Below are 22,231 nucleotides of genomic sequence, written 5' to 3'. Positions count from 1 at the left end.
ACTGTTGCTTACATTCATTACACCACTAGTTATATACATCATTATATTTTAAAATTACTATAGGTAACATATATCTTTAACTACATCTATCATTCTGAATAAATAAACATAATCATTACAAAAATTCCATATAGACCCATTACTGGTTAAAATGTTATAATGAAATCACCCTACATAGTTACTCATATTCCGATTGAGGAACTAGCGTCTTATTAAGCAATGCGCATAAATCAAATAAAAAAGACACTTTTTACAGTGTCTTTTTTATTTATATTCTCATAGAAAATATCTCTTTTATACACAAAATCTAGCAAATGAAAAAGGAGACTATCATATGGAGCATCCTCTAGCAAGAGAATTACGTAACATACGTATATGCCTTATCATCTTAATTATCGTCATCGCATTTTGGGACCGTGAGAAACCTGTAGAAATCACTGACCATAGTAGCGATCCTATGTTAAACACTAGTAATATGACCCAAATTGGCGATCATACATTTGCCTATAAAGATGAATCTAATCAAATTAAAATATTTAAGTTTAACCCAGATACAAATGAAATAAAGCTAATAAAAGAATTTTACGCTAACGAATATTAATGAAATAAATGGGACGGAAGGCACCTCAAGGTGTCTTTTTTATTTTCAAAAGGACCTGCTCACATTCAGGCGTCAAACATAAAGTAAATGGAATCCGTTAAAAAACACGAGTGACCCTTTGTTTTCCCCTCTTATTAAAGGAGGAACTATTATGGGATTTGGTGGTAGTTGCGGCGGAGGCTGCGGTTTTGCTGGAGGATTTGCATTATTAGTTGTATTGTTTATTTTATTAATCATCGTTGGAGCTGCTTGCTTCTGCTAAACAAACTATTGGAAAAGACACTCTTATATGGGTGTCTTTTCTTTGTAAACTAAAAAGTATATGAAATGAAGACATAGTAAAAACGGGATACTTACTCAAATTGTTTTTCACCTTATTAATTATATCCAAAAAGTTGGATAGCTTCTTTTACTACTCATGTTATTAATGAATAAAGCAATAACTACAATAACAAGGGAACCAACTAAAACCGGCGTTACTAAATAACTCCAACTGTATGCTCCTAAAATAACGACAATTGGATCAGCCCCTGCCGGAGGATGTGTTGTTCTTGTTAACATCATAATAGCAATCGACATCCCAACTGCTAAAGCAATTGTCCAATATTCATTCCCAAACAAATGATATATTGATAGACCAATGAAAGTTGAAATCAAATGTCCTCCAATAATATTACGTGGCTGTGATAACGGTGCATTCCAAACTCCAAACGCTAATACACAACTCGCCCCAAATGGAGCCATTAACAATTCTGTAGAAGTTATACTCGTTAAATATGTTAAGGTGAGAATTGTTAAAAATCCCCCTAATAGTCCCGTCAAAGAGTCCTTTATGTTTACTTGTAACGGACTTCTTCCTTTCCCTTTCATTTTTGCAAAATATCGTACACTTATTGGTGGAGCCTCTTTCTGCTTAGCTGCTGTTATATGATTCATCATTCTCCTCCTTTATTTACCAATAATTATATTTCAAACAAACTAACTGGTCAATATTAATTTTAGGGGTTAGTTTGAAAATACATAAAAAAAGATCAACTGCTATAAGTTGATCCCTAAACTTCTTCACATTTTCGATCCTGGAATTTTGCTACCTTTTTTCGGTTCCCACATATTTTCATAGAACACCATTTTCGTTTCCCACTTTTATCTATAAATAATAAAACACAGTCGGGATTTGAACACCTTTTAAGAGAAATAAGCTTATTTTCTGTTATTAAGGTTAAAGCATCAAATGCAATTATCGATACAAGTACATCCTCAACTTCTCCAACTGGGACAGGTACTAGACGCTGTTCAATGACTTTATATGTAAAGGGTGCCTTCTCAATTTGTTTTTCTAAATACATAATAAAATCATTAGAAATTTCGTGCTGATCAGCAATTGCCTCAAACTGTTTTCTCAGTACTTCTCTTGCCCCTAATATGCTAGATGTAACTTGATCCATTCGTTCTTGAATTCCTATAAGTGTTTTTTCATTCCAAAAAGGAAGATTAACCTTTATTACATATAGCCATTCTAATACATCTTCATCCGTTATTAATAAATCATAACGTTGTCCACGCCTAACTAACTCTGTATTCACTAAATCTAATGAGAGATTTCCACATATAAGCGGGAATTGTTTTGTTTCCTGCATGTACTCATCACCTACTCTTTAAATAATCATATTCCAAATTCATACAGAAGTACAACTTTTTTATTAACTGTAAAGTATGAAGATCAAAGCCTTTAGCCATAATTACGACTAAAGGCTTTTTTCTATATAACTAAAAAGGAGCTGACTGTATGGAGCATAATAAAAACGGAATGCTTGCTTTAATCGTTTTATTTGTAGGACTCGCATTTTTTGTTTTCGGTATGGTTTATCATTTGTGGGGCACCTTTTAAATCGAAGAAATTTTATTTACTGGATATGAAAATGAAGAAGAACTTTCTTTACGAAAAGAACGCATATGAATTTTTAAAGAGGATGCAAAGATGCATCCTCTTTAATTTATCTTCCGTCCGAAAAATGTAAAAACAAAAACATCTTTTGTCCATTTTCCTTTCCCATACATATAAAATACGAATCCACTAATACTAGTTAGTATAATAAGCACAGCGAAATATATCCAATTTTTGTTACTACCATTCTTTAAGCTATCTATAATTTGCTCCTTAGTATTTCCAATATAAACAAATTCCCCATATCTACTAGGTAATTCTTTTATTACTTTTCCATCTATTGATCCAAGCACAACTACATTTTCTTTATTTTCTATTGCTCTAAATGAATAAAAGCGTTTATTTCCATCTGCTAACTTTGTAGCATTCGCCTGAATATCATTTATTCTTGTTGAAATTACATTCTGATCATTTAATTCCATAAAGGGAGTTTCCAGAGACACATTTTCTTTATTTATTAATTTTAATTCTTTATCTCCAATATGTATTGGTTCATTATAAAAAGCTGTTACTTGACCGTTACTCCATAAAGAACGATTTGGTGCAGAAGTCTGTGTATAGTATGTCGTTTTTTTCTTTTGAATTCGATTCACTACCGCATACCCATCAGCAAGTAGCGTTTCATCGCCTGTTACACGTTCAGCATATATCTTTCCCCTTACAAAATATATACCATTTGCAACCTCTTTTTCACTTGAAATCATCTGTATATCACCGAGTTCATTCCAGACTAAAAAACTATTTAAACTCCTATATCCATAAAACAAACATGCCATTAATAAAATGGTAAACATTGCCCCTATTTTAAATGTTGCCTTTTTATTCACCGGTTGTTATTCCCCCATATACTGCCAATACTTTCATCTTAATTATAATTTATAAATATTATTCATGTACATATATTAATCTTTTTCCCTAAGCTAACTTTGTTACCTCTAATTTAAGTAAACGTCAAATAACGCTGAACCCACACGCACATTTGGATTTTACTCTTCCATTTCAGATGATAATTTTTTTAGTCAGTAATATAGGCGATGAACCAATAAGTTCTGTTTTCCGCACCAAACAACTAAAATATACACATCAAAACATCATATAATTCATATATATGCAATATTACATAGAAAAATTTCATTATTACATGCTATACTAAAACAGGAGTCGACAATCGTTATTTTCTTCTTAGTTTTAAAGCAATATGGATATATACCTTCTTATCGCATTTGGATTGTACAAGCAAAAGAAGACATCTTACTAGATGTCTTCTTTTCTTATATTTTTATGAATTCCTTTGAGCAGATGCTCTCCAAGCACGAAAAGATGTTGGGTGTCCAGAATGAGCTCTTTGCTTTGCAGCAGCAACAGCTGGTTTTTCTTCAATAGTCTTTGGTTTTTCTTCCACAATCAATGATTTTTCTTCAAGAGTATTCACAGCTGTTTGCATTTTTTCCAGCTGTTCTTTTAAAGCTTGCTGTTCAATCTTTAAATCTGTAAGTAAACGTAAAATCATTTCAGAATTAGCCATAAAGATCCTCCTTCCCCCAATACACAGAATAAAATAGAATATGTCATCAGCGGAATAACGGTGACAAAAATAAGATCGTCAACTCTCTTAAAATCTAAGCACCTTTATTTTTCAAAAGGACCTGCTCAAGATTATCCGTAAAAACATAAAGTGAATTAAATCCATTAATTAATGGTCTTTATGGAAGGAGGAGTTAATATGGGCTATGGCGGTAGTTGTGGTGGAGGCTGCGGTTTCGGCGGCGGTTTCGCTTTACTTGTTGTACTCTTTATCTTATTAATCATCGTTGGCGCTAGCTGTTGGGGCGGCGGATTCGGCTGCTAAGGGGAGGCACTCTTGAGAGTGTCTTTTTTTTATGTTTTTGGATGTACAGCCCCTCCCTATCCGTCGTTTCCCAGCGCTAAAAAAACAATGTTTTTGTTATCTTCTCCCTCGAAATTCGTACATTTTGAAATTGACATAACACTTCATGCACCATATACTGTTAACAACAGTATACTGTCATTAACAGTATAAATCCTAATTCATTCTAGGAGGAAAACCCATGAAACATACAGGAAGACATACAGGTGCATTTCTTTTGTTATTTTTAGCTGAGGGCGATAACTACGGCGGGCAATTACTGCAAAAGTGCGAGGAAGAACTTCCCGTCAATCCAATCGATAGCGCCATTTTATATCGCACGTTAAAGAAATTAGAAAACGAAGGTGCAATTGAATCTTATGTAAGCACAGATCATCAAGACAAACCGAGAAAGATGTACAAAATTACGCCTGCTGGAAAGGAACAACTGGCGGATTTTCAAATGGATATTGAAGAAAAAATGAAGAACTTATCCTTTTTCTTAGGTAAATATAAAGACTTACAGGAATCCGATCATGATTAACGGCGTGATTCTTTACACGTTAGCCATTATTCTTACTGGGATTTCTTTTATGAAGGACCGCAAGAAAACGAAAGATGCTCTAATGAAGTCGTGGAAAATGTTTCGTAACCTTCTCCCTGCGATGCTCTCCATCATGCTTTTCGTTGGCTTATCGCTTTCTATATTAACGCCGTCCTTTATTTCTTCTATCATTGGAGAACAGTCCGGATTGTTAGGTATTATGTATTCAGCAATACTCGGCTCCGTTGCACTTATTCCAAGCTTTGTCGTATTCCCTCTTGGAAATACATTAGTCCAACACGGTGCAGGCCTACCTCAAGTTGCGGCACTTATATCTACACTCATGTCAGTAGGACTTACAACTTTACCGATGGAACAAAAGATATTTGGGCGAAGCTTTGCTTACGCACGTAATGCAGCCGCTTTGCTCATGTCTCTTCTATTCTCCTATATCATTTGGATGGTGATGGTATGAAAGAATTAAAAAGATATCGCTTCTTTTTCGTCTTACTACTCGGGCTCTTTGTATTAACTTTTATAAATCAATCTTTAGGGTGGAGTGCATTACAACTAACAGGGAATAGCATTTTAGATATGCTGTTTCTCCTCCCCCCTGTCTTACTATTTGTAGGGCTACTTGATCAGTGGGTGAAAAAAGAAACGCTCATGAAATATATGGGTGAAAAATCAGGTATATACGGAATCTTATTTTCTCTATTATTAGGAGGCATTGCAGCTGGTCCTCTCTACGTCGCCTTCCCAATTGCAGCACTATTATTAAAAAAAGGTGCAAGCATTCGGTACATCGTATTTTTCTTAGGCGTTTGGACAACTGCGAAATTGCCAATTCTCGTGTATGAATTTTCTTCATTTGGAGCTACTTTTACACTCATTCATATTTGCTTTGGGCTAGTATTCTTCTATGTAATGGGGCTTATTTTTGAGAGGTTTTATAATCAGGAAGAGTTGCTAAGGTATGATGTTACGGAGGAAATGTAAAAGACATCTTTAATCATAAAGATGTCTTTTTATATAAACCTTAATTTTCGTTCTGTAAAACTCCCTTTACTTCTACTCCCTTTTTCTCTTCTTTTAAGAACAACGATACGATAAAAGCAACGATGATAAAGATTAATCCAAGTGCAAATGCACCTTGGAATCCTGACGTTAAACCATTTAACTTCTCTACTGGGTCCATTGGGTTTGCGGAGCTTTCCATATACTGAGTTGTTCCTGAAGACATTTTTGAAATAAAGATAGCCGTACCAATTGCGCCAGCTACTTGCTGCAGAGTATTAAACAACGCTGTTCCGTGCGGATATAGGTCTGGTGTTAATTGATTTAAACCGTATGTTTGTGCTGTCATGACAAACATGAGTCCAACCATTAATACGCTGTGCATAATAATAATTTGTAACATTGATGTGTCAGGTGTAATGCCTTTAAATAAGAACATTGCAATCCCTACTAACATAATGCCGGGAACGATAATAACTTTCGGACTAAATTTATCAAATAGTTTACCTGCAATTGGTCCCATTATAGCGCTAATCATACTTCCCGGAAGCATGATAATTCCTGATTTAAAAGCTGTAACGAGTAAAACTGTTTGCAAGAACATCGGTAATAAAGTCATCGTTGAAAATAACGACATCATCACAATGACAATTAATCCAACTGATAATGTAAACATCGGAACTTTAAATGCGCGTAATTCTAAAATTGGATTCTCAATTTTTAATTGTCGAACGACAAAAATACATAATGATATAAGCCCAACAATTAAAGCGCCATATACTTTCGCATCGGACCATCCTAAATCACCTGATGCACTAAAGCTATATACAAGCCCGCCAAATCCTAATGTCGATAAAAGGATAGATGGATAATCTACTTTTGGTCTTGTTAACTCTGAAACATTTTGAATGTACTTCATCCCAATCATAATTGAAATGATCACGATAGGAATAACGATATAGAATAACCAGCGCCAATTTAATGAGTCGACGATTACTCCAGATAATGTAGGACCAATTGCTGGAGCTGCCATCATCACAAGTGCAATTAATCCCATTGTGGCACCACGTTTTTCAGGTGGACAAATAATTAGAATCGTATTCATTAATAACGGTGAAATCAACCCTGTCGCTACCGCTTGGACGATACGGCCAATTAATAAAACAGAAAATGTCGGTGCAAATCCCGCAATTAATGTACCAGTTAAAAACGTTACCATAGCGATTAAAAACATTTGTCTCGTTGTAAGCCATTGCTGAAGTAACGCTGTAATTGGGACTAAAACCCCAACCACCAACATGTATGCTGTAGAAAGCCATTGAATCGTTGAAGCTGTTACACCGAATTCTTTCATTAATACTGTTAACGCATTACCAAGTAACGTTTCGTTTAATAATGCAACCATTGCCCCTAAAAGTAATGCAATTAAAATGGGGGTATGTTTCATATTAGAAGTATCAACTTTGCCACTTGCAGGGCTCTTAGTTGTCATATTCATTTACAGATTCTCCTCCTGTTTCTTACTTAAAAAGCTTTAAATAAACCCGAACACATGTAATATAATATACATATGTAGATTAAAAAGGGAGAATCAATTTTCAGCCACTGTATATTTAATCTACAAAAAAGGAGAATTGTAGATGAACGATAATGAAAAACAAATTGATTTACGTATTAGACGTACACATAAATTACTATGGGATTCCTTATTTGAATTAATGACGCAATCAAAACAGAAATATAGTACCATCACGATTAACCAAATATGTGATCGCGCGATGGTACACCGAACAACCTTTTATAAACACTTTGAAGATAAAGATGCTTTATTAGCCTTTGGATTTAAACGATACAGCAAGATGATTGCTGAAATACCCGTTTCAGATCGATTAAGTAAACCATTTCAAGTAATGGAACAATTTCTACACCATGAAGAACTCGGTAAAATATTAGAGACGCAAATGTCTGATGAACAATTTATTAACCGGACACAGTATTTAAGTCACGAAACGAGAAAACAAGAAATAGAAGTGTTAAATCAACTTTGTAAAAACCATACGATGCCAAATGATTTAATCATTGAATTTTATTCAGGGGCAATCACCTCATTAAGCGCATGGTGGTTTAAAAATGAAAGAAAAGTTTCTGCGGCTGAAATGGATAGGTATCTCCAACAACTTATTAATCGAGATATTTTTCAGTTTGAAAAGGAATAAGACTACACCTTTTCAATCATGCAATCAAATTGACCCCAAAATAGGAATATGATATATTTTCGGTAGAGTACTATATAAGTATGACATCCACTAAAATGGCATATAATAAAAGAAGAGATGCGCTAACATCTCTTCCTTAACTGCTACCGTATAGGGTAGTGGTTATTATACGTTATTATTTTTTGCGAACCCACCCTTTTGCTTCCTACGGCGCGGAGTGGGTTTTTTGTTGTCCTTATCCAGAAATTGCTTCTGCAAAAAATACGCTGAAACTTCGCGCACAGTTGCTTTGACAAACTCTTTTACAAGATCAAACAAAAAGTCCATATTATCACCTCCTCGTATATTAATATTTAAGCCCTATTACAGGCTTAGATTTTCTTCTTAATAAGAGCCCTATAAATAAAAATACTTGGACGTCCCAAGATATTTCTAGATAATGATTTTAGGATCATTTGGGACAATTCTTTCACCTCCTGTGGATTTACCACATTTGAAGAGTGTTTCTCAGTGAACGTGCGGGACTCCCTACTCGCAGGCTGAGCAGCCTGACCCTCGAACCTAGATGATAGTAGCTCTAGGGCGGCTTTCGATTCAGGACTAGCTCTCATACACGAGGTTGTTGGTCGGCGTACACACTAGAGATATCTCGAGACGTCCAAGAAATGATTCTAATATAGAAGGGAGGTCTCTTACATGAGATTATTTGTTGGTTTAGATGTAAGTTCGTTTGATATGAAAGTTTGCTTTTTAAATGGTGATGGAGAAAAACTGGATTCTTTTTCGGTCAGTAATGACCTACCGGGAGCTACTACACTCAAAGAAAAATTATTACAGTGTGTTGCAGGTAAAGAGGTCGACATCCTTAAGATTGGTCTAGAATCCACCTCTGTTTACAGCTTTCATCCTTCTATGTTTCTTCACCATGATATAGATTTACAGCGTTTTGGAGCAAAAGTATTTCTCCTAAACCCAAAGCAAGTCGCAAATTTTAAGAAAAGTTATTCTGACATGAATAAAACCGATGAGATTGATGCCTTTGTCATTGCTGATTACTTACGATTTGGCCGTAATCAAATGTCTATCGTAAAAGAAAGCCAGTACGTGGCACTGCAGCAATTAACTCGATCACGATACCAACTTGTCAAAATGTTAACGAAAGAAAAACAACACTTTCTTCAACACCTAAGTTTTAAATGTAATACATTTTCACAAGAGGTGGATACTTCCGTATTCGGTAGCGCCATGACAGAACTATTTCTTGAAAAATTCAGCTTAGAGGAACTCGCTAATATGCCTTTAGAAGAACTCGCTGAGTTCCTACAGAAAAAAAGTCGAAACCGTTTTGGTGATCCAAAATGCGTAGCAGCATCCATTCACAAAGCTGTGAAAGTTTCTTATCGCTTGGATAAGGTTGTAGAAGATTCAATAGATGTCATCTTAGGTACATCCATCGCAGTCATTCGTACGTTTCAACAGCAAATCAAGGAATTAGAAAAGTCTATTAAAAAAATCATGGCTGGTTTGACCCAAACACTTGAATCTATTCCTGGAGTAGGCCCTGTTTTCGCTGCCGGTATCATTGCTGAAATTGGCCAAATCGAAAGATTTGACGATGAAACAAAAATAGCCAAATACGCTGGATTATACTGGCGAAAGCACCAATCCGGTCGTTTTACAGCCGAAGATACTTCATTATCCCGTACAGGTAATCATTACTTGCGTTATTACTTAGTTGAAGCCGCCAATTCAGTAAGAAAGCATGTATCAGATTATCAAGAGTATTACGTGAAAAAATATAATGAAGTACCAAAACATCAACACAAACGTGCACTCGTTCTAACCGCAAGAAAATTTGTGCGATTGGTGGATGCGCTACTACGTAGCCACCAACTTTTTACGCCTGGAAGGTGTGTGAAAGAATGACATAAAATTTTGTCATCGCTACCTTTCATTATTTTCCAGTAAATTACATTCGTTACTGGTTTAGTTTTGTGATGCCTTTTTTAAACAAATTGACCTTTGACAACTTTAAACTTTGTTATTTCTAAGTTGACATACTACCGCAGGTCTTCTTCTATCCTAACAAAAATCCCCGATTCAAATCATCTCTCGGGTCTACAACGAACTGATGAAATCCTGTAATAAATGCATTCCCCGTTACTTTCGGAACGACAGCTTCATATGTATGTACCGCTGTTACCGACAATACTTCCCCTTCAAATTTCCCGTCAGTAATACATTCGTGGACGAAAATTTCTCCTTTTTGCAGAGCGCCTTTTTCAAAAAGAGTTGCGATTCTTGCGGAAGTTCCTGTGCCGCAAGGAGAACGGTCTACTTGCCCATCAGCGAAGATTGTTACATTTCGTAACGTTGCGTCTTCCCCTTTCGGTTCATCTGAGAAAATAACGCCGTATATTCCTTTTAACCCTTCTTCAAGTGGATGCTTCACTTCCATCTGACTCTCAATGTAGCGCTTAATTTTACCGCCCCACGTTTGAATAGCAGCTAAGTCTTTAAAATCAACTTTCAAACCCAATTCTTTACTATCCACAACAGCGTAAAAAGCTCCGCCAAATGCGATATCTACTTGAAACTCATAGTTATCTATTTTAATAGGAACGTCTTTTTTGTATACAAATGAAGGAACGTTTTCAAATGATACGGACTCTACTTCACTCCCCCTATATGTTGCGTACGCAATGACTTCCCCAGCAGGGCTATCAATAATAAACTTTTGTTTTGTTTCAAACATACCAGTTTCAATTCCGACTGTAATAACAGCGATAATGCCGTGTCCACACATCGTACTCCATCCTTCATTGTGCATAAATAACACACCAAAATCAGCGTGAGCACTCGCAGGCGGAGTAATGATACAACCGTACATACCGTGATGTCCTCTCGGTTCATACATAAGAACCTCGCGAAGATGATCCAAATGTTCCATGCAGTATGCCCGTCTTTCTAGCTGCGTTTCTCCCTTTATTTCTGGCACGCCTCCTGTAATAATTCGAAGTGGTTCCCCAGCTACGTGTGCATCAATTGTTGTATACACTTTACTAACCTTCATTTCCATCTCTCCCCTATATGTTGATACTCTTTTTATTGCAAATATCATGCCAACGCATAGGGTATAAATTTGTATACATTGTTAAAAAAAACATACACTACTGTCTATTTTTTTATACACGGTCTTGAAGCTATTTTATGGAACACCTTGATACAACCGGTCTTATTATTTTCAATGGAAAGTTACTTCCACCCCCAACATATACTGTTCAAAAGCAAAAAGGAAGTGATCTCATGTATTACGGAACAAAAGGCTGGTACGTAGCCGAACTAAAGAAATTAGGCGTGCGCTATCATGAAGGACGCAAACTAGAAAGTTACCGCGGACACATCTTGCGCAATTTACTACTTGCACAACAAAAGAAATTAAAAGAACAGTAATATACTAATGTAACGATATCGACGATTCTCGGAATATATCAGCGATTTCACACAATATATCGGCGATTTTTTAAATATATCGGCGATTCGACATGGAATATCGACTTACCGACAAATTTCGCCAAATCCCTCCTCCATTCCACCAACCAATCACACATTCATACAAAGCAAAAAAAGGTCACCCAAACGGGTGACCTTTCTTCCTTATTCACAAACAAGAATTTGTCTAGAAAATGTTCCTTTTTTTGTAGTGCAGCGATCTGTAATTTCAAATCCTGCTTCATGAATCATATCGTCCATTGTTTCCATTGTAACAACGACTACCTTTTTAGCAATGCGGCGCGCGCTTGAAAGAATGGAGAGCTGATTTTCTGGTGTTGCGTGCGTAAATAAGTCATATGGCATGTCGATAATTGCGACGTCGTAATTATCCGTAATCTCCTCGATCGGGCCTTTCGTTATCGTCCCATCGAATCCGAAGTGTGCAATATTTTCTCTCGCTCCAATCGCAACGAGCGGGCTTATATCTCTACCAACGATGTTAATTCCCATCGAAAGAGCTTCTACTACAACCGTTCCAATGCCGCAGCACGGATCAATCGCTCTTACTCCCTCTGGATTTGGCACCGCAATATTTGCAACGGATCTTGCAACGCGTGTGCTAAGAGATGTCGAATAGCTACGTGGTTTTTTTATGTGGTGATACCAAACTGGTTCACTTTCTACATAGTGCCCGAAATACCAGCGTCCTCCAAGAGGAACAATCCCGAATACACGCTCTGGATTACGAACATCCGCTTCTCCTTCAATATGCATGCCGAGGTCTCGCTCTATCAGACGTCTTTCTCCATATTCAATTTTATTCTCTCCAACAAGGTCATTAATTTTAACGAAGATAACTTTGAACGTCGCCCCCGCCAAATCAATTTGTTCTACTTGTTCCAAAATACTTTCTAAGTCGTCTCCTTCATACATAACCTCAACGCGCTCTTTCATAAAAGGACTTCTACTCGGGTCAATTTTGACATCACTTTTCAAAATATTAACGTGGGACTCCATTCCAAAGAACGAGCGCATTTCCAAGTAACATAAAGCACGCTCCTCCTCACGAAATGCATACGTATATATACATGCAGGTGTTTTCCTATGATTATTCAATCTATGATCATCCTCTATATCGTTATAATTACAATACTTTCTTATATAAAATTAAATGATATCACATGCCTGAAATAAAGAGAAACGTTAATAAATAAAAGAGACTGCCTATTGGCAATCTCTTTTAATGTATTAACGGAAAGAAGATACGTTATTACCCTTTGCTTCGTAATAGTCTAAAATACCTTGATAAATTGCTTCTGCTGCACTTTGTTTCTGTGCTGGTGTAGCGATTTTATTTGCATCATTCTTATTATCTACAAATGCTAATTCTGCTAATACAGCTGGCATTGTATTATATTTTATTACGTACCAATTATCCTTTTTCACACCACGGTCATATGTCCCAAGTGCTGCTACAAGGCGTTTTTGAATTTTTTCTGCTAATAAGCGACTGTCTTCCGTATGTGGATTCGTTGATCTTGTCGGTGCTGCTGCATAATAGAATGTTTCTGTACCGTGTCCATTTTTTTCATCCGAACCGTTACCGTGAATACTTACGAAAATATCACCCTTATTTTCATTAGCAAATTCTACTCTTTTTCTTAAAGAATCACTAGCATCTACTCCTGGGCGTGTATCGTTCGTACGTGTTAACTTAACAGTAAATGGTGTCTTTTTCTCAAATAGTTTTTGTAATCGTAAAGATGTATCTAATACGATTTGACTTTCTTTCTCGTAATAACCAACATTACCCGAGTCAATTCCACCGTGACCTGGATCAATAATAATTGCTTTACCTTCTAAGAAGTTCTCTTGTTTTACTGGGTTTAATTGATTTTTATCAACCCATTGGAAACCAGCGCCTACGCGGATACGAATCCAGCTTCCACTCTCTTCCATAACCGTTACTGTTTGTGCATTATATGTACCTAGCACTTTAGAACTATGTGAAGCTGTTTCATAAGTAGTAAATCCTTCATTAATCGTTTCTGTTTTTTCTGTTAGAGGTGTCCACTTCTCACCTTTACTTGTTACAATTTTTAACCAGCCGTCTGCTCTTTGTTCTTTCACTACAACCATTTGTGGCTTATGCTGAACATCAGTAATACCAGATGATAATGATGGTTGATGATATGTAATAAAGTTTCTGTTCATATACATTCTTTTTGATGTATCTGTTTTATTTTGATCAGCCATCGCAATAAACTGAGCTGCTTCTGCACGAGTTACAGTTCCTTCAGGCTCCCAGCCATTTCCCGTACCTTTAGAAATCTCTAAAGCTACTAAAATATTAGCTTGTTTCTTACCCCAATGAGGTTCCAAATCTTTAAACTGTGTTGGAAGTTCTCCAATAATTTTCTTATCTAATGAGTATGCTTGTACTAACATAGATGCCATAGATGCACGGTTAATTTTGCTTGATGGATTAAATTTACCAGTACCATCTCCACTAATTACACCTGCTTTTTCCACTGCAGCAATGTACGGAGCTGCCCAATGGTTTTGTGCATCTTTAAAAGATGGCTTTGCTTTTGGATCAATTGGTAAACCAAGAACGACTGCTAAAATTTTTGCAGCTGATCCTCTATCTACTGCTTCAGATGGAGAAAACGTTCCATCTGGCTTTCCATCAAGCGCCTTTTTTCCTACTAAATAATCAACTGATTGTTGCGCCCATGAAGGAACATCCGAAAACTTCTTCGCTGCTGCGAAACTACTTACTGGAGACGATAATAAACTTGCGGCTAAAATACCTGCCGCGACTGCACGATACTTCATAAAAAATAATACTCCTCTCGACAATCATCTTTTAATAACGCGTAATCTTAATATATAAATCCCTGCAAATTCGAACAAAAAAAATTAGTGCGCCTCTATTATTTTATAATACTCGAATTATGTAGTAAACCTAATTTCTTAATATTGTAAAATAAATTACAATTAATTTACTCTTTGTTAAATAAAGTCGATTTCTCTGCACACAAAAAATAGGCTACTAGAGGTAGCCTATTTCTTTTCTTATTCTGCAATCATCTCTGATAATACATATGCATAAACAAGTGCTTCTGTATGAGCAATCGAACTTTCATGTGTACGCTCAAATGCATGAGAAGAATCAATACCTGCTCCAATTAATGCATGTTTCACATCAAATCCAGCGCGAATTGCAGCTGATGCATCCGATCCATAGTACGGATAAATATCTACTTTATATTCAATATTGTTCGTTTTCGCAAGCTCTACTAAATGTTTACGTAGTGCATAATGATACGGACCACTAGAGTCTTTTGCACAAATAGATACTGTATACTCGTCAGATGCTTGTCCATCACCTAGCGCTCCCATATCAACCGCTAAATATTCAACCGTTTCTTCTGGAATGTTAGAGTTACCACCGTATCCAATCTCTTCATTGTTAGAAATTAAGAAATGAGTTGTATATGGTAATGTTACGTTTTCATCTTGTAATCGCTTAATTAATTTTAATAGAATCGCAACACTTACTTTGTCATCTAAATGACGTGATTTTATGTATCCACTCTCTGTAATTTGAACGCGCGGATCAAATGAAACGAAGTCTCCTACTTCAATTCCTAATTCACGTACTTCATCAGCTGAAAATACGCGCTCATCAATACGAACCTCGATATTTTTCTCATCACGTTTCGCTTCACCTGCATCTTTATATACATGCACAGATGTTTGATGCATTAAAATCGTTCCTGTATACGTCTTACCGCTTGATGTTTCAATTTCACAATATTCTCCTTCTACAGAGTTCCAGCGAAATCCGCCAATCATAGAAAGACTGAGACGACCATCTGGCTTAATTTCTTTTACCATCGCACCTAACGTATCAACGTGTGCTGTTAATAAACGGTGCTGTGCATCATTTTTCCCTTTTACCGTTAAAATAAGAGCGCCTTTATTGTTACGCTTCGTTTCTACATTCCACTCACTTACATAGTTTTCAATAAAACGAATGATTTTCTCTGTATTTCCAGACGGACTTGGAATAGAGACAAGCTCCTTAATCAATTCCATCGTTTCTTTCGTATGATGTGCCATTGTCATTTCCTCCTCATTTTTCCTATTATTTAGTATACCGAATTTACTATAAATCCTCTACTCATATAGCTTAATTTTCTAAATTATAGTAAAATTCATTTTAGTATATAAAAGGAGTTATACAATATGAATATATCAAAAAAATATGTACACATTGCACTCATTTGGTTTCTAGCATCATTACTTTGTTTACAATTTTCTTATGCAGTTCATACTACTACTTCTATTACAACTGGCTGGGTATTAACAGCTATCTTCTTCATTATTAGCTTAATTGCAACAAAAAAGCATAGCGTTAATGAGTAACGCTATGCTTTTCCTACAAATCTATTCTTCTGAAACATCCAACAAGTAAATACCTCTTTCAAACCCACCGCGCTCTATCTCTTTTTGCTTACGAAGACGTTCTACATCTTCAATTGTCGCACCTTCTGCACGCGCTAATGAGATGATTACTTCCAGTGCATCCGCAAGAGAATCAAGCGCATGTTCACGCTCTTTCATAGAAGCAAATTCACGAATTTCTTCTGTTCCAATTTTCGCTAAAGCTTGTATGTATGCTTGTCCTGTTAATTTTTGTGCTGTATATGTTTTTCCAGACATTAAAATCTTCTCTGGAACACGATCTCTTACTAACTTGTTATATACTGACATCATCCACCCTCCTATGTTTAATAACAGCCGAGCTCTGCCTTATAAAATAACCACTCTTTTTTCACACAAGCACTTAACATATCAATTCCTGATCCGTGTGCCCTTACTGCCGGAAAGAAATAATGCTCTGGTTCTTCTTTCTTATCGCCATATAAGGTTTGGTACTCATCAGGAATCGCCTCTTTTTTCACATCCCGTTCTTTCTCCACTTCACCTGAGAAAGCAACAATTGGATGCCCTTCAAAGAATAGTGCAGTTCGTACCGCAAGAGATGGTGTACTATGCAAAGCATAATAAGTAAGTAAAATAATAACGATAACACCAATAATTTTCTTCATGTATTACTCCTAAAAAAAGTGCTAACACAATTATACTAAAATGTGTTAGCACTTTCTCCCCTTTACCTTAAATTAACCGTTAGTAAAACTATTACTACACTTTATTCTCCTTTAAATGCCGGCAAACGTTTTTCTAAAAATGCAGCAATACCTTCTTTATGATCCGCAGTTTGTCTCATCGCATATTGACCGCGTTTTTCAAGCTGCAATGTTTGTTCTAAATTGGAGCGATTTACTTCACATAAAATTTGTTTCGTTTGAATCATCGCTTTAATCGGTTTTTGTGACCATTCACTAATCTTTTGCTTCACAGCTGTTTGGAAATCCTCGCCAATTACTTCATCAATTAAGCCGATATCAAGCGCTTCGCTCGCTGATAATTTCTTTCCTTCCCAAATAATTTGCTTCGTCATATTTTCACCAACGCGCTTTTGAAGGAAGAAATGGCCGCCGCCATCTGGAATTAAAGCGATTCCAATAAAGTTCATCGCAATAATGGATGAAATATCTGCCATCACATAGTCAGCTGTTAACGCAATACTTAATCCAAGACCAGCAGTTGGTCCATGAATCGCACTAATAACGAGCTTTGGCATCGTATATAAAGTCACAACGACTTCAGAGATAGTATTCATAATTCCATCAAACTTGCTTTCATCATTACTTGAAAGCATCGATTTAATATCTCCACCCGCAGAAAAACCACGGCCGTTCCCGCATAACACAACAATGTGTGCAGAACTCTCCGCTACTTCTTTCAGTTTTTGTAATAACTCTTTTAACGTTGGCTCATCTAATGCATTTAACACCTCTGGGCGATTGACCATAACCGTTGCAACGTGCCCTTCATATTTCACAATGACAGATTCTGTTTTACTTGTTACTTCCATTATATATACCCCTCTTTTCTACACAAAGATTATACTTATATAATTATAGAAAGGATGTGAAAAACCCTTCTTTTTTCTTAATTTTCTGTCTAATAATCTCGTAATTTGTATATCACCTTGCATAAAACATACAATTTCGTTGAAAAATATAGAAATTAAAGTCGGTTTATCCCGGCTCTTCATCTATTTACCATTACAATGAAATGGTGTATTCTTAAGTCTGATATAAAAATTAAATATAGAAATTCATTCCCCTTCCTATTATATAGAGGGGTGCTGAAATAAAGGAATGAAGAAATGGAGGAACATATGGTTACTAAGTTAAAACAGACGGATAACTACTTCCCGCATTTCCTACTGCTATTCATCGTGTTTCAACCAATTTTAGATTTATTAACGTCTTTTTCAATCTATATATTACACATGAGCGCAACAGTCGGAATCGTAGTCCGTTTCGCCTTTATGCTTCTTGCATTAGGTTATCTACTTCTTCATCATAAACAACAAGGCGCGAAAAAGTACATTCTCTATTTATGTTTACTCGGCATTGCACTGGCAATCGGTCTTGTAAATAATATGATGGTTAAATCTCCAGTTTCATTTGGAGAAGAAGTTAAATTTATTTTAAAGAGCATATATCCAATTGTGCTACTGTTTGGATATATTATCGTCTTTAAAGAGCTAAAAAATAAAGAATATGTGTTTCATAAAATCATTACATATTTCTTATATGCAACTTTAATTTTAAGCATCACAATGATTATCGCAATGCAAACTGGCACTGATTTCCCAAGCTATCCTCACTCAAAAATTGGCTCGAGAGGTTGGTTCTTTGCTGGAAATGATTTAAGTGCTCTCTTCGCGATTATGTTCCCAATCGTTGTCTTATATTCGATTTATAAAACAACTTCTTTCTCGAAAATATATTACTGGATTCCAACAATACTTGCGATGTATGCAAGTATTATGGTCGGAACAAAAGTTGGATATGGTGCAATTGTGCTAACATTAGGCGTAGCACTTTTCTTCTCGTTCATTGAATATATGATAAACCGTAAAAAAGAAAAAAAAGGATTCACATATCTTGTAAACACCATCGTTGCAGCAGTTGTACTAGGAGGTTTAATTGTTCTTACACCGCATACTCCTATCGCAAAAAATATGGGAATCCACATGCAAATATACGAATACAAAAAATCAGTACAAGAAGAACAGGATAAAAAAGAAGGAAAAGTAATTAAAGAAAATCCAGAGGATGCAAAAAAACACGCAAAAGGTGAACTAACAGACTCTGAAGTGAAGAGTTTAATTTATAGTGATCGGGACAAATTCTTAAAAGTATACAAACAATACTATAAAGAAGCACCGCTCTCACAAAAACTTTTTGGAATGGGTTACGCTGGTAACTACACAGTTAAAATTAAATTAATTGAAATGGACTTCCATGACCTATTTTTCGCCTTTGGAATTATCGGTTTCCTTATTTACTTAATACCACTTCTATACTTCGGTATTAAACTGTTCATCCGTATGATCACAAACTTTAAGAAAATTATAACTGTAAAATATATGCTATTATCTAGTACACTCATCCTATCACTTGGCATTGGCTTTATGTCTGGTCACGTATTAACAGCGCCATCTGTTAGCATTTTTTTCATCGTTATACTTGCCTACTTAATTGTTGATTTAGAAATAGAATAGAAAGAAGCAGCATCTATTTGGATGCTGCTTCTTTCTACTCCAGTCATAATTGCTTTTTCTCGCTTAATTAAATTTTTTGTGGACTACTAAAAAAGATCGAATCACATGAAGATTCGATCTTTGAAACAAAACTATTTCTTTCTATTGAAACGATGCATGAATCTGCTCCAGCACCTCATCAATATTATCCTTCGTAATAACAATCCCAAAATCTTTCGGCACATTACGATCTTCTTCATTTACAACTTTATGTGCAATTATCTTTCCGACTTCTGGCCTGAAATGATGTCCATCCATATAATTATCTAAGTTCTTTGTTACTGAATTTAAATACATGAAATGATGCACTTCTCCAAATACATCGACAGCATCATGGAGCCACCTTTTATAATCTTCCCAACGCCCTGATTGAATCATCGCACGGAACAACGGCTCTGAAACAGGAGTTGTAAAAATATAAAACTTTGTATTCGGATTATGAGATTTTACAGTTCCTAATATTTCCTTCATATTTTGATACTCATAATTCCCGCCATAAATCTCTCTACTAAATTTATCTACTTGCGCGGCAATTTGTGTGTCACGCTCTTCTTTCGTATACTCACGCATCGATTTTATGTTATCGCGATTATATACATCAATAGTCTTATTGTGATGAATGGAGTTTTGAATTGTATTTCGGGAATATGTAATCCCATCCATACTCACATACGATTTAATTGGATATAGTAAGCTTTGTGCCTCATTAATATATACTTCTGGCTTTTCAAAACCGATTTCTCTATTTTTGTTCGTTCCAAGGAAATCTAAACCAATCACAATAGAAGATAATTCACTACCTTTTCTCTCTTTTGCATATTCAATGTACGCATCGTACTCACGCGGATCTGTACTACTTACCGCATAATTAAATGCGTTTAATCCAGTAAAATCATTCTCATTGATAAACGTTGTTCTACTACTTCCAAGTATAACGCCATCATAAGTAAACGGACGATATGTTATATAATTCGTTTTTTGTTGTCTCTCATTAAACCCAAACTGAACATTATTCCACTTATTTTTATGAGAGAATAACCAAAGTGAATCTGCATAGCCATTAAATATTCCAACACCTGCAAGTGGAACAAAAACACATACAAAAACGAAAATAAGCCACTGTTTGTTTTTCATATTCTCCACCTAGAAATTAAAGTATAAAAACTCACTAATACTCGTTAAATGCAATACACTATACACAAGTAATATTGCAGTAAATAACGCCGTCCATACTGTCGGACGGAATGAGTCTTTTAACTGAATTGAATTTTTTAAGAAGAAACTAATACATAATGCTCCGAAAATATACGCTACTATTTCCGTATTTAATAATGAAACATGGTATGCTTCAGTAAATGAAACACCGTACCCTTTTAAAAATTGTAGCTTCTCAATAACAAATACCGGGAATACGCTATTGGCTAGTTCGAATCCATTAAATCCAAACATTCCTTTTAACACTTTCACCGCATCATGCATCGATGTTGCTCTAAAGAATACCCACGTTATATTAATGAAGAAAAACGTCACGAGCCATCCCGCCCAGGCCGGCATGCGCCCTCCTGCTTTGTTCCACAAACGATGAACGACAGAAGCTAATCCGTGCAGAAATCCCCAGAAAATAAATGTCCAACCAGCCCCATGCCAAAGTCCACTTATTAAGAAGACAATCATAATATTGACGTATGTACGCGTAATACCTTTTCGATTTCCTCCAAGAGAAATATACACATATTTCGTTAAAAACTGGCTTAATGTCATATGCCAACGATGCCAAAAGTCTTGTATACTCACCGCTTTATAAGGTGAGTTAAAGTTTTGAGGCAATTTAATGTTGAACATTAACGCAATTCCAATTGCCATATCGCTATATCCACTGAAATCAAAGTATAACTGAAATGTAAACGCTAATGATGAAAGCCAAGCTTCAACAAAGGTTAGCGACTGCTGTACATCAAACCCTTCCCGTACGACAGGAGATAAAACGTCTGCAATCCCTACTTTCTTGAAAATACCGATGGCAAATACAAAAATACCGAGAACGATATAATTTGATTGCCAACGCTTTTTACTACGATCCGCAAATTGCGGCATAATTTGCGCATGGTGTACAATTGGTCCTGCAATAAGTTGCGGGAAAAATGTTACAAACAGAGCGTAATCAAGAAAATGACATGCCTCCGTTTCCCCGCGATATGTATCTACTAAAAACGCAATCTTTTGGAATGTATAGAAACTAATCGCAAGCGGTAACGTTAATGATAATAATGTAAAATGAGTTCCAAATAACGAATTTACATTTTGCAAAAAGAAATCATAGTACTTGAAATAACTAAGCATTCCTATATTAAATAGTAAGCCTACTGTTAAAAGAAGTTTACTCTTATGCTTCACGAGCCTCATTCCGATAAAGTAGTTCACAATGAGCGATACTAACATAAGCGGCAAATACTTTATGTTCCAATAACTATAGAAAAATAAAGATGCTGCCACAAGCCAAGCTTTTGCTAAAGTAGTTTGTCCAAATTTATTTAATAAAAAATATAAAAGAAATGCTATCGGTAAAAATAAAAAAATAAACTCAAACGAGTTAAATAACACACCATCTCTTCCCTTCTAAACAAATCACACCTTATTCATCTTATCTTATCCAGATAGTGGGTGTCAAAAGGATTCCATACCGCTTTTCTTCTATTATATAGAATAATTATTTTAATCGAATTATTAACATGCTAAAATATTAAAGGCACTATTATAAAAAAGAATATATAATAGATATGTCGTTTTTTTACG

At 35.7% G+C, this 22,231-nt stretch carries 26 protein-coding genes; 11 read left to right on the top strand and 15 right to left on the bottom strand.

From position 1 onward, the window contains the following. The first annotated feature begins 334 nt into the window (after positions 1 to 334). Both PSR14_RS05440 and PSR14_RS05435 read left to right on the top strand, forming a co-directional pair. Entirely contained in the window at positions 335 to 601 is a 267-nt protein-coding gene (locus PSR14_RS05440; protein ID WP_061131448.1) for a YmzC family protein, read from the top strand. A gap of 151 nt (positions 602 to 752) precedes the next feature. Next, entirely contained in the window at positions 753 to 863 is a 111-nt protein-coding gene (locus PSR14_RS05435; RefSeq protein WP_000505679.1) for a YjcZ family sporulation protein, read from the top strand. A 119-nt stretch (positions 864 to 982) separates the two neighbouring features. Here the strand turns inward: PSR14_RS05435 and PSR14_RS05430 are convergent, their stop codons facing one another. The 4 genes from PSR14_RS05430 to PSR14_RS05415 all read right to left on the bottom strand — a co-directional run bounded on the left by PSR14_RS05430 (position 983) and on the right by PSR14_RS05415 (position 4,071). Next, the gene (locus tag PSR14_RS05430) at positions 983 to 1,537 is read right to left on the bottom strand and encodes an HPP family protein (RefSeq protein WP_061535743.1); all 555 of its coding nucleotides are present in this window, start codon (positions 1,535 to 1,537) and stop codon (positions 983 to 985) included. A 116-nt stretch (positions 1,538 to 1,653) separates the two neighbouring features. Beyond that, entirely contained in the window at positions 1,654 to 2,238 is a 585-nt protein-coding gene (locus PSR14_RS05425; RefSeq protein ID WP_048557805.1) for a CGNR zinc finger domain-containing protein, read from the bottom strand. 352 nt (positions 2,239 to 2,590) lie between these two features. Continuing rightward, entirely contained in the window at positions 2,591 to 3,373 is a 783-nt protein-coding gene (locus PSR14_RS05420) for a hypothetical protein (protein WP_098487702.1), read from the bottom strand. Positions 3,374 to 3,825: 452 nt separating this feature from the next. Beyond that, on the bottom strand, positions 3,826 to 4,071 hold the full coding sequence (locus PSR14_RS05415) for a hypothetical protein (RefSeq protein ID WP_000013680.1): 246 nt from the start codon (positions 4,069 to 4,071) through the stop codon (positions 3,826 to 3,828). Between the two features lie 198 nt (positions 4,072 to 4,269). Between PSR14_RS05415 and PSR14_RS05410 the strand changes: the two genes are divergently transcribed. From PSR14_RS05410 to PSR14_RS05395, 4 genes are all read left to right on the top strand, one after another. Further along, positions 4,270 to 4,395, top strand: coding sequence for a YjcZ family sporulation protein (locus PSR14_RS05410; RefSeq protein WP_000540377.1), 126 nt, complete (start codon positions 4,270 to 4,272; stop codon positions 4,393 to 4,395). Between the two features lie 220 nt (positions 4,396 to 4,615). Next, positions 4,616 to 4,957 (top strand): PadR family transcriptional regulator, encoded by a 342-nt coding sequence (locus PSR14_RS05405; protein WP_000683189.1) that lies wholly within the window; start codon positions 4,616 to 4,618, stop codon positions 4,955 to 4,957. Continuing rightward, positions 4,950 to 5,432, top strand: a complete 483-nt coding sequence (locus PSR14_RS05400; protein ID WP_000606986.1) for a hypothetical protein — start codon at positions 4,950 to 4,952, stop codon at positions 5,430 to 5,432. The genes PSR14_RS05405 and PSR14_RS05400 overlap by 8 nt, the downstream gene beginning before the upstream one ends. Next, positions 5,429 to 5,956: a permease gene (locus PSR14_RS05395; RefSeq protein ID WP_000661324.1), complete on the top strand. Its 528-nt coding sequence runs from the start codon at positions 5,429 to 5,431 to the stop codon at positions 5,954 to 5,956. The genes PSR14_RS05400 and PSR14_RS05395 overlap by 4 nt, the downstream gene beginning before the upstream one ends. 40 nt (positions 5,957 to 5,996) lie before the next feature. Here the strand turns inward: PSR14_RS05395 and PSR14_RS05390 are convergent, their stop codons facing one another. Then, positions 5,997 to 7,472 (bottom strand): MDR family MFS transporter, encoded by a 1,476-nt coding sequence (locus PSR14_RS05390; RefSeq protein WP_113732458.1) that lies wholly within the window; start codon positions 7,470 to 7,472, stop codon positions 5,997 to 5,999. Between the two features lie 142 nt (positions 7,473 to 7,614). Between PSR14_RS05390 and PSR14_RS05385 the strand changes: the two genes are divergently transcribed. Next, positions 7,615 to 8,190: a TetR/AcrR family transcriptional regulator gene (locus PSR14_RS05385; RefSeq protein ID WP_098487704.1), complete on the top strand. Its 576-nt coding sequence runs from the start codon at positions 7,615 to 7,617 to the stop codon at positions 8,188 to 8,190. A 165-nt stretch (positions 8,191 to 8,355) separates the two neighbouring features. On the opposite strand, the gene PSR14_RS05380 is transcribed toward PSR14_RS05385, so the two are convergent. Continuing rightward, the gene (locus PSR14_RS05380; RefSeq protein WP_098487705.1) at positions 8,356 to 8,517 is read right to left on the bottom strand and encodes a hypothetical protein; all 162 of its coding nucleotides are present in this window, start codon (positions 8,515 to 8,517) and stop codon (positions 8,356 to 8,358) included. A gap of 369 nt (positions 8,518 to 8,886) precedes the next feature. Here PSR14_RS05380 and PSR14_RS05375 point away from each other — a divergent pair, with 369 nt between their 5' ends. Beyond that, positions 8,887 to 10,116 carry an IS110 family transposase gene (locus PSR14_RS05375; RefSeq protein WP_098487274.1) on the top strand — a complete coding sequence of 410 codons (1,230 nt, stop codon included), beginning with the start codon at positions 8,887 to 8,889 and terminating at the stop codon, positions 10,114 to 10,116. Between the two features lie 151 nt (positions 10,117 to 10,267). On the opposite strand, the gene PSR14_RS05370 is transcribed toward PSR14_RS05375, so the two are convergent. Then, a complete protein-coding gene (locus PSR14_RS05370) occupies positions 10,268 to 11,311 on the bottom strand; it encodes a proline racemase family protein (protein ID WP_305037128.1) in 1,044 nt (347 codons plus the stop codon). A gap of 89 nt (positions 11,312 to 11,400) precedes the next feature. Between PSR14_RS05370 and PSR14_RS05365 the strand changes: the two genes are divergently transcribed. After that, positions 11,401 to 11,643, top strand: coding sequence for a YflJ family protein (locus PSR14_RS05365; RefSeq protein ID WP_000400488.1), 243 nt, complete (start codon positions 11,401 to 11,403; stop codon positions 11,641 to 11,643). A 204-nt stretch (positions 11,644 to 11,847) separates the two neighbouring features. On the opposite strand, the gene PSR14_RS05360 is transcribed toward PSR14_RS05365, so the two are convergent. The 3 genes from PSR14_RS05360 to PSR14_RS05350 all read right to left on the bottom strand — a co-directional run bounded on the left by PSR14_RS05360 (position 11,848) and on the right by PSR14_RS05350 (position 15,813). Beyond that, on the bottom strand, positions 11,848 to 12,801 hold the full coding sequence (locus tag PSR14_RS05360) for a TRM11 family methyltransferase (RefSeq protein WP_001059296.1): 954 nt from the start codon (positions 12,799 to 12,801) through the stop codon (positions 11,848 to 11,850). Positions 12,802 to 12,933: 132 nt separating this feature from the next. Beyond that, a complete protein-coding gene (locus tag PSR14_RS05355) occupies positions 12,934 to 14,523 on the bottom strand; it encodes an N-acetylmuramoyl-L-alanine amidase (RefSeq protein ID WP_000877253.1) in 1,590 nt (529 codons plus the stop codon). Between the two features lie 240 nt (positions 14,524 to 14,763). Then, complete coding sequence (locus tag PSR14_RS05350; RefSeq protein ID WP_000930097.1) at positions 14,764 to 15,813, bottom strand: M42 family metallopeptidase; 1,050 nt, start codon at positions 15,811 to 15,813, stop codon at positions 14,764 to 14,766. Between the two features lie 126 nt (positions 15,814 to 15,939). On the opposite strand from PSR14_RS05350, the gene PSR14_RS05345 reads away from it, so the two are divergent. Next, positions 15,940 to 16,119, top strand: a complete 180-nt coding sequence (locus PSR14_RS05345) for a hypothetical protein (RefSeq protein ID WP_001027091.1) — start codon at positions 15,940 to 15,942, stop codon at positions 16,117 to 16,119. 21 nt (positions 16,120 to 16,140) lie between these two features. Here PSR14_RS05345 and PSR14_RS05340 read toward each other — a convergent pair whose 3' ends face one another. From PSR14_RS05340 to PSR14_RS05330, 3 genes are all read right to left on the bottom strand, one after another. After that, positions 16,141 to 16,467 (bottom strand): nucleoside triphosphate pyrophosphohydrolase, encoded by a 327-nt coding sequence (locus PSR14_RS05340; RefSeq protein ID WP_000118158.1) that lies wholly within the window; start codon positions 16,465 to 16,467, stop codon positions 16,141 to 16,143. 17 nt (positions 16,468 to 16,484) lie between these two features. Further along, entirely contained in the window at positions 16,485 to 16,805 is a 321-nt protein-coding gene (locus PSR14_RS05335) for a hypothetical protein (RefSeq protein ID WP_000720155.1), read from the bottom strand. Positions 16,806 to 16,906: 101 nt separating this feature from the next. After that, positions 16,907 to 17,695 carry an enoyl-CoA hydratase gene (locus PSR14_RS05330; protein ID WP_000454170.1) on the bottom strand — a complete coding sequence of 263 codons (789 nt, stop codon included), beginning with the start codon at positions 17,693 to 17,695 and terminating at the stop codon, positions 16,907 to 16,909. Positions 17,696 to 18,004: 309 nt separating this feature from the next. Between PSR14_RS05330 and PSR14_RS05325 the strand changes: the two genes are divergently transcribed. After that, positions 18,005 to 19,399 (top strand): O-antigen ligase family protein, encoded by a 1,395-nt coding sequence (locus PSR14_RS05325; RefSeq protein ID WP_000256702.1) that lies wholly within the window; start codon positions 18,005 to 18,007, stop codon positions 19,397 to 19,399. A gap of 141 nt (positions 19,400 to 19,540) precedes the next feature. Here PSR14_RS05325 and PSR14_RS05320 read toward each other — a convergent pair whose 3' ends face one another. Both PSR14_RS05320 and PSR14_RS05315 read right to left on the bottom strand, forming a co-directional pair. Continuing rightward, positions 19,541 to 20,572 (bottom strand): hypothetical protein, encoded by a 1,032-nt coding sequence (locus tag PSR14_RS05320; RefSeq protein WP_000792077.1) that lies wholly within the window; start codon positions 20,570 to 20,572, stop codon positions 19,541 to 19,543. Positions 20,573 to 20,581: 9 nt separating this feature from the next. Then, a complete protein-coding gene (locus PSR14_RS05315) occupies positions 20,582 to 22,039 on the bottom strand; it encodes an MBOAT family protein (protein ID WP_000898520.1) in 1,458 nt (485 codons plus the stop codon). Positions 22,040 to 22,231 lie beyond the last annotated feature (192 nt).

The organism is Bacillus sp. A01H (assembly GCF_045277205.1).
In the GTDB taxonomy this organism is placed as follows: domain Bacteria; phylum Bacillota; class Bacilli; order Bacillales; family Bacillaceae_G; genus Bacillus_A; species Bacillus_A paranthracis.
The sequence above is the reverse complement of the archived record's forward strand: the minus strand, read 5'-3'. Positions and strand labels throughout refer to the sequence as shown.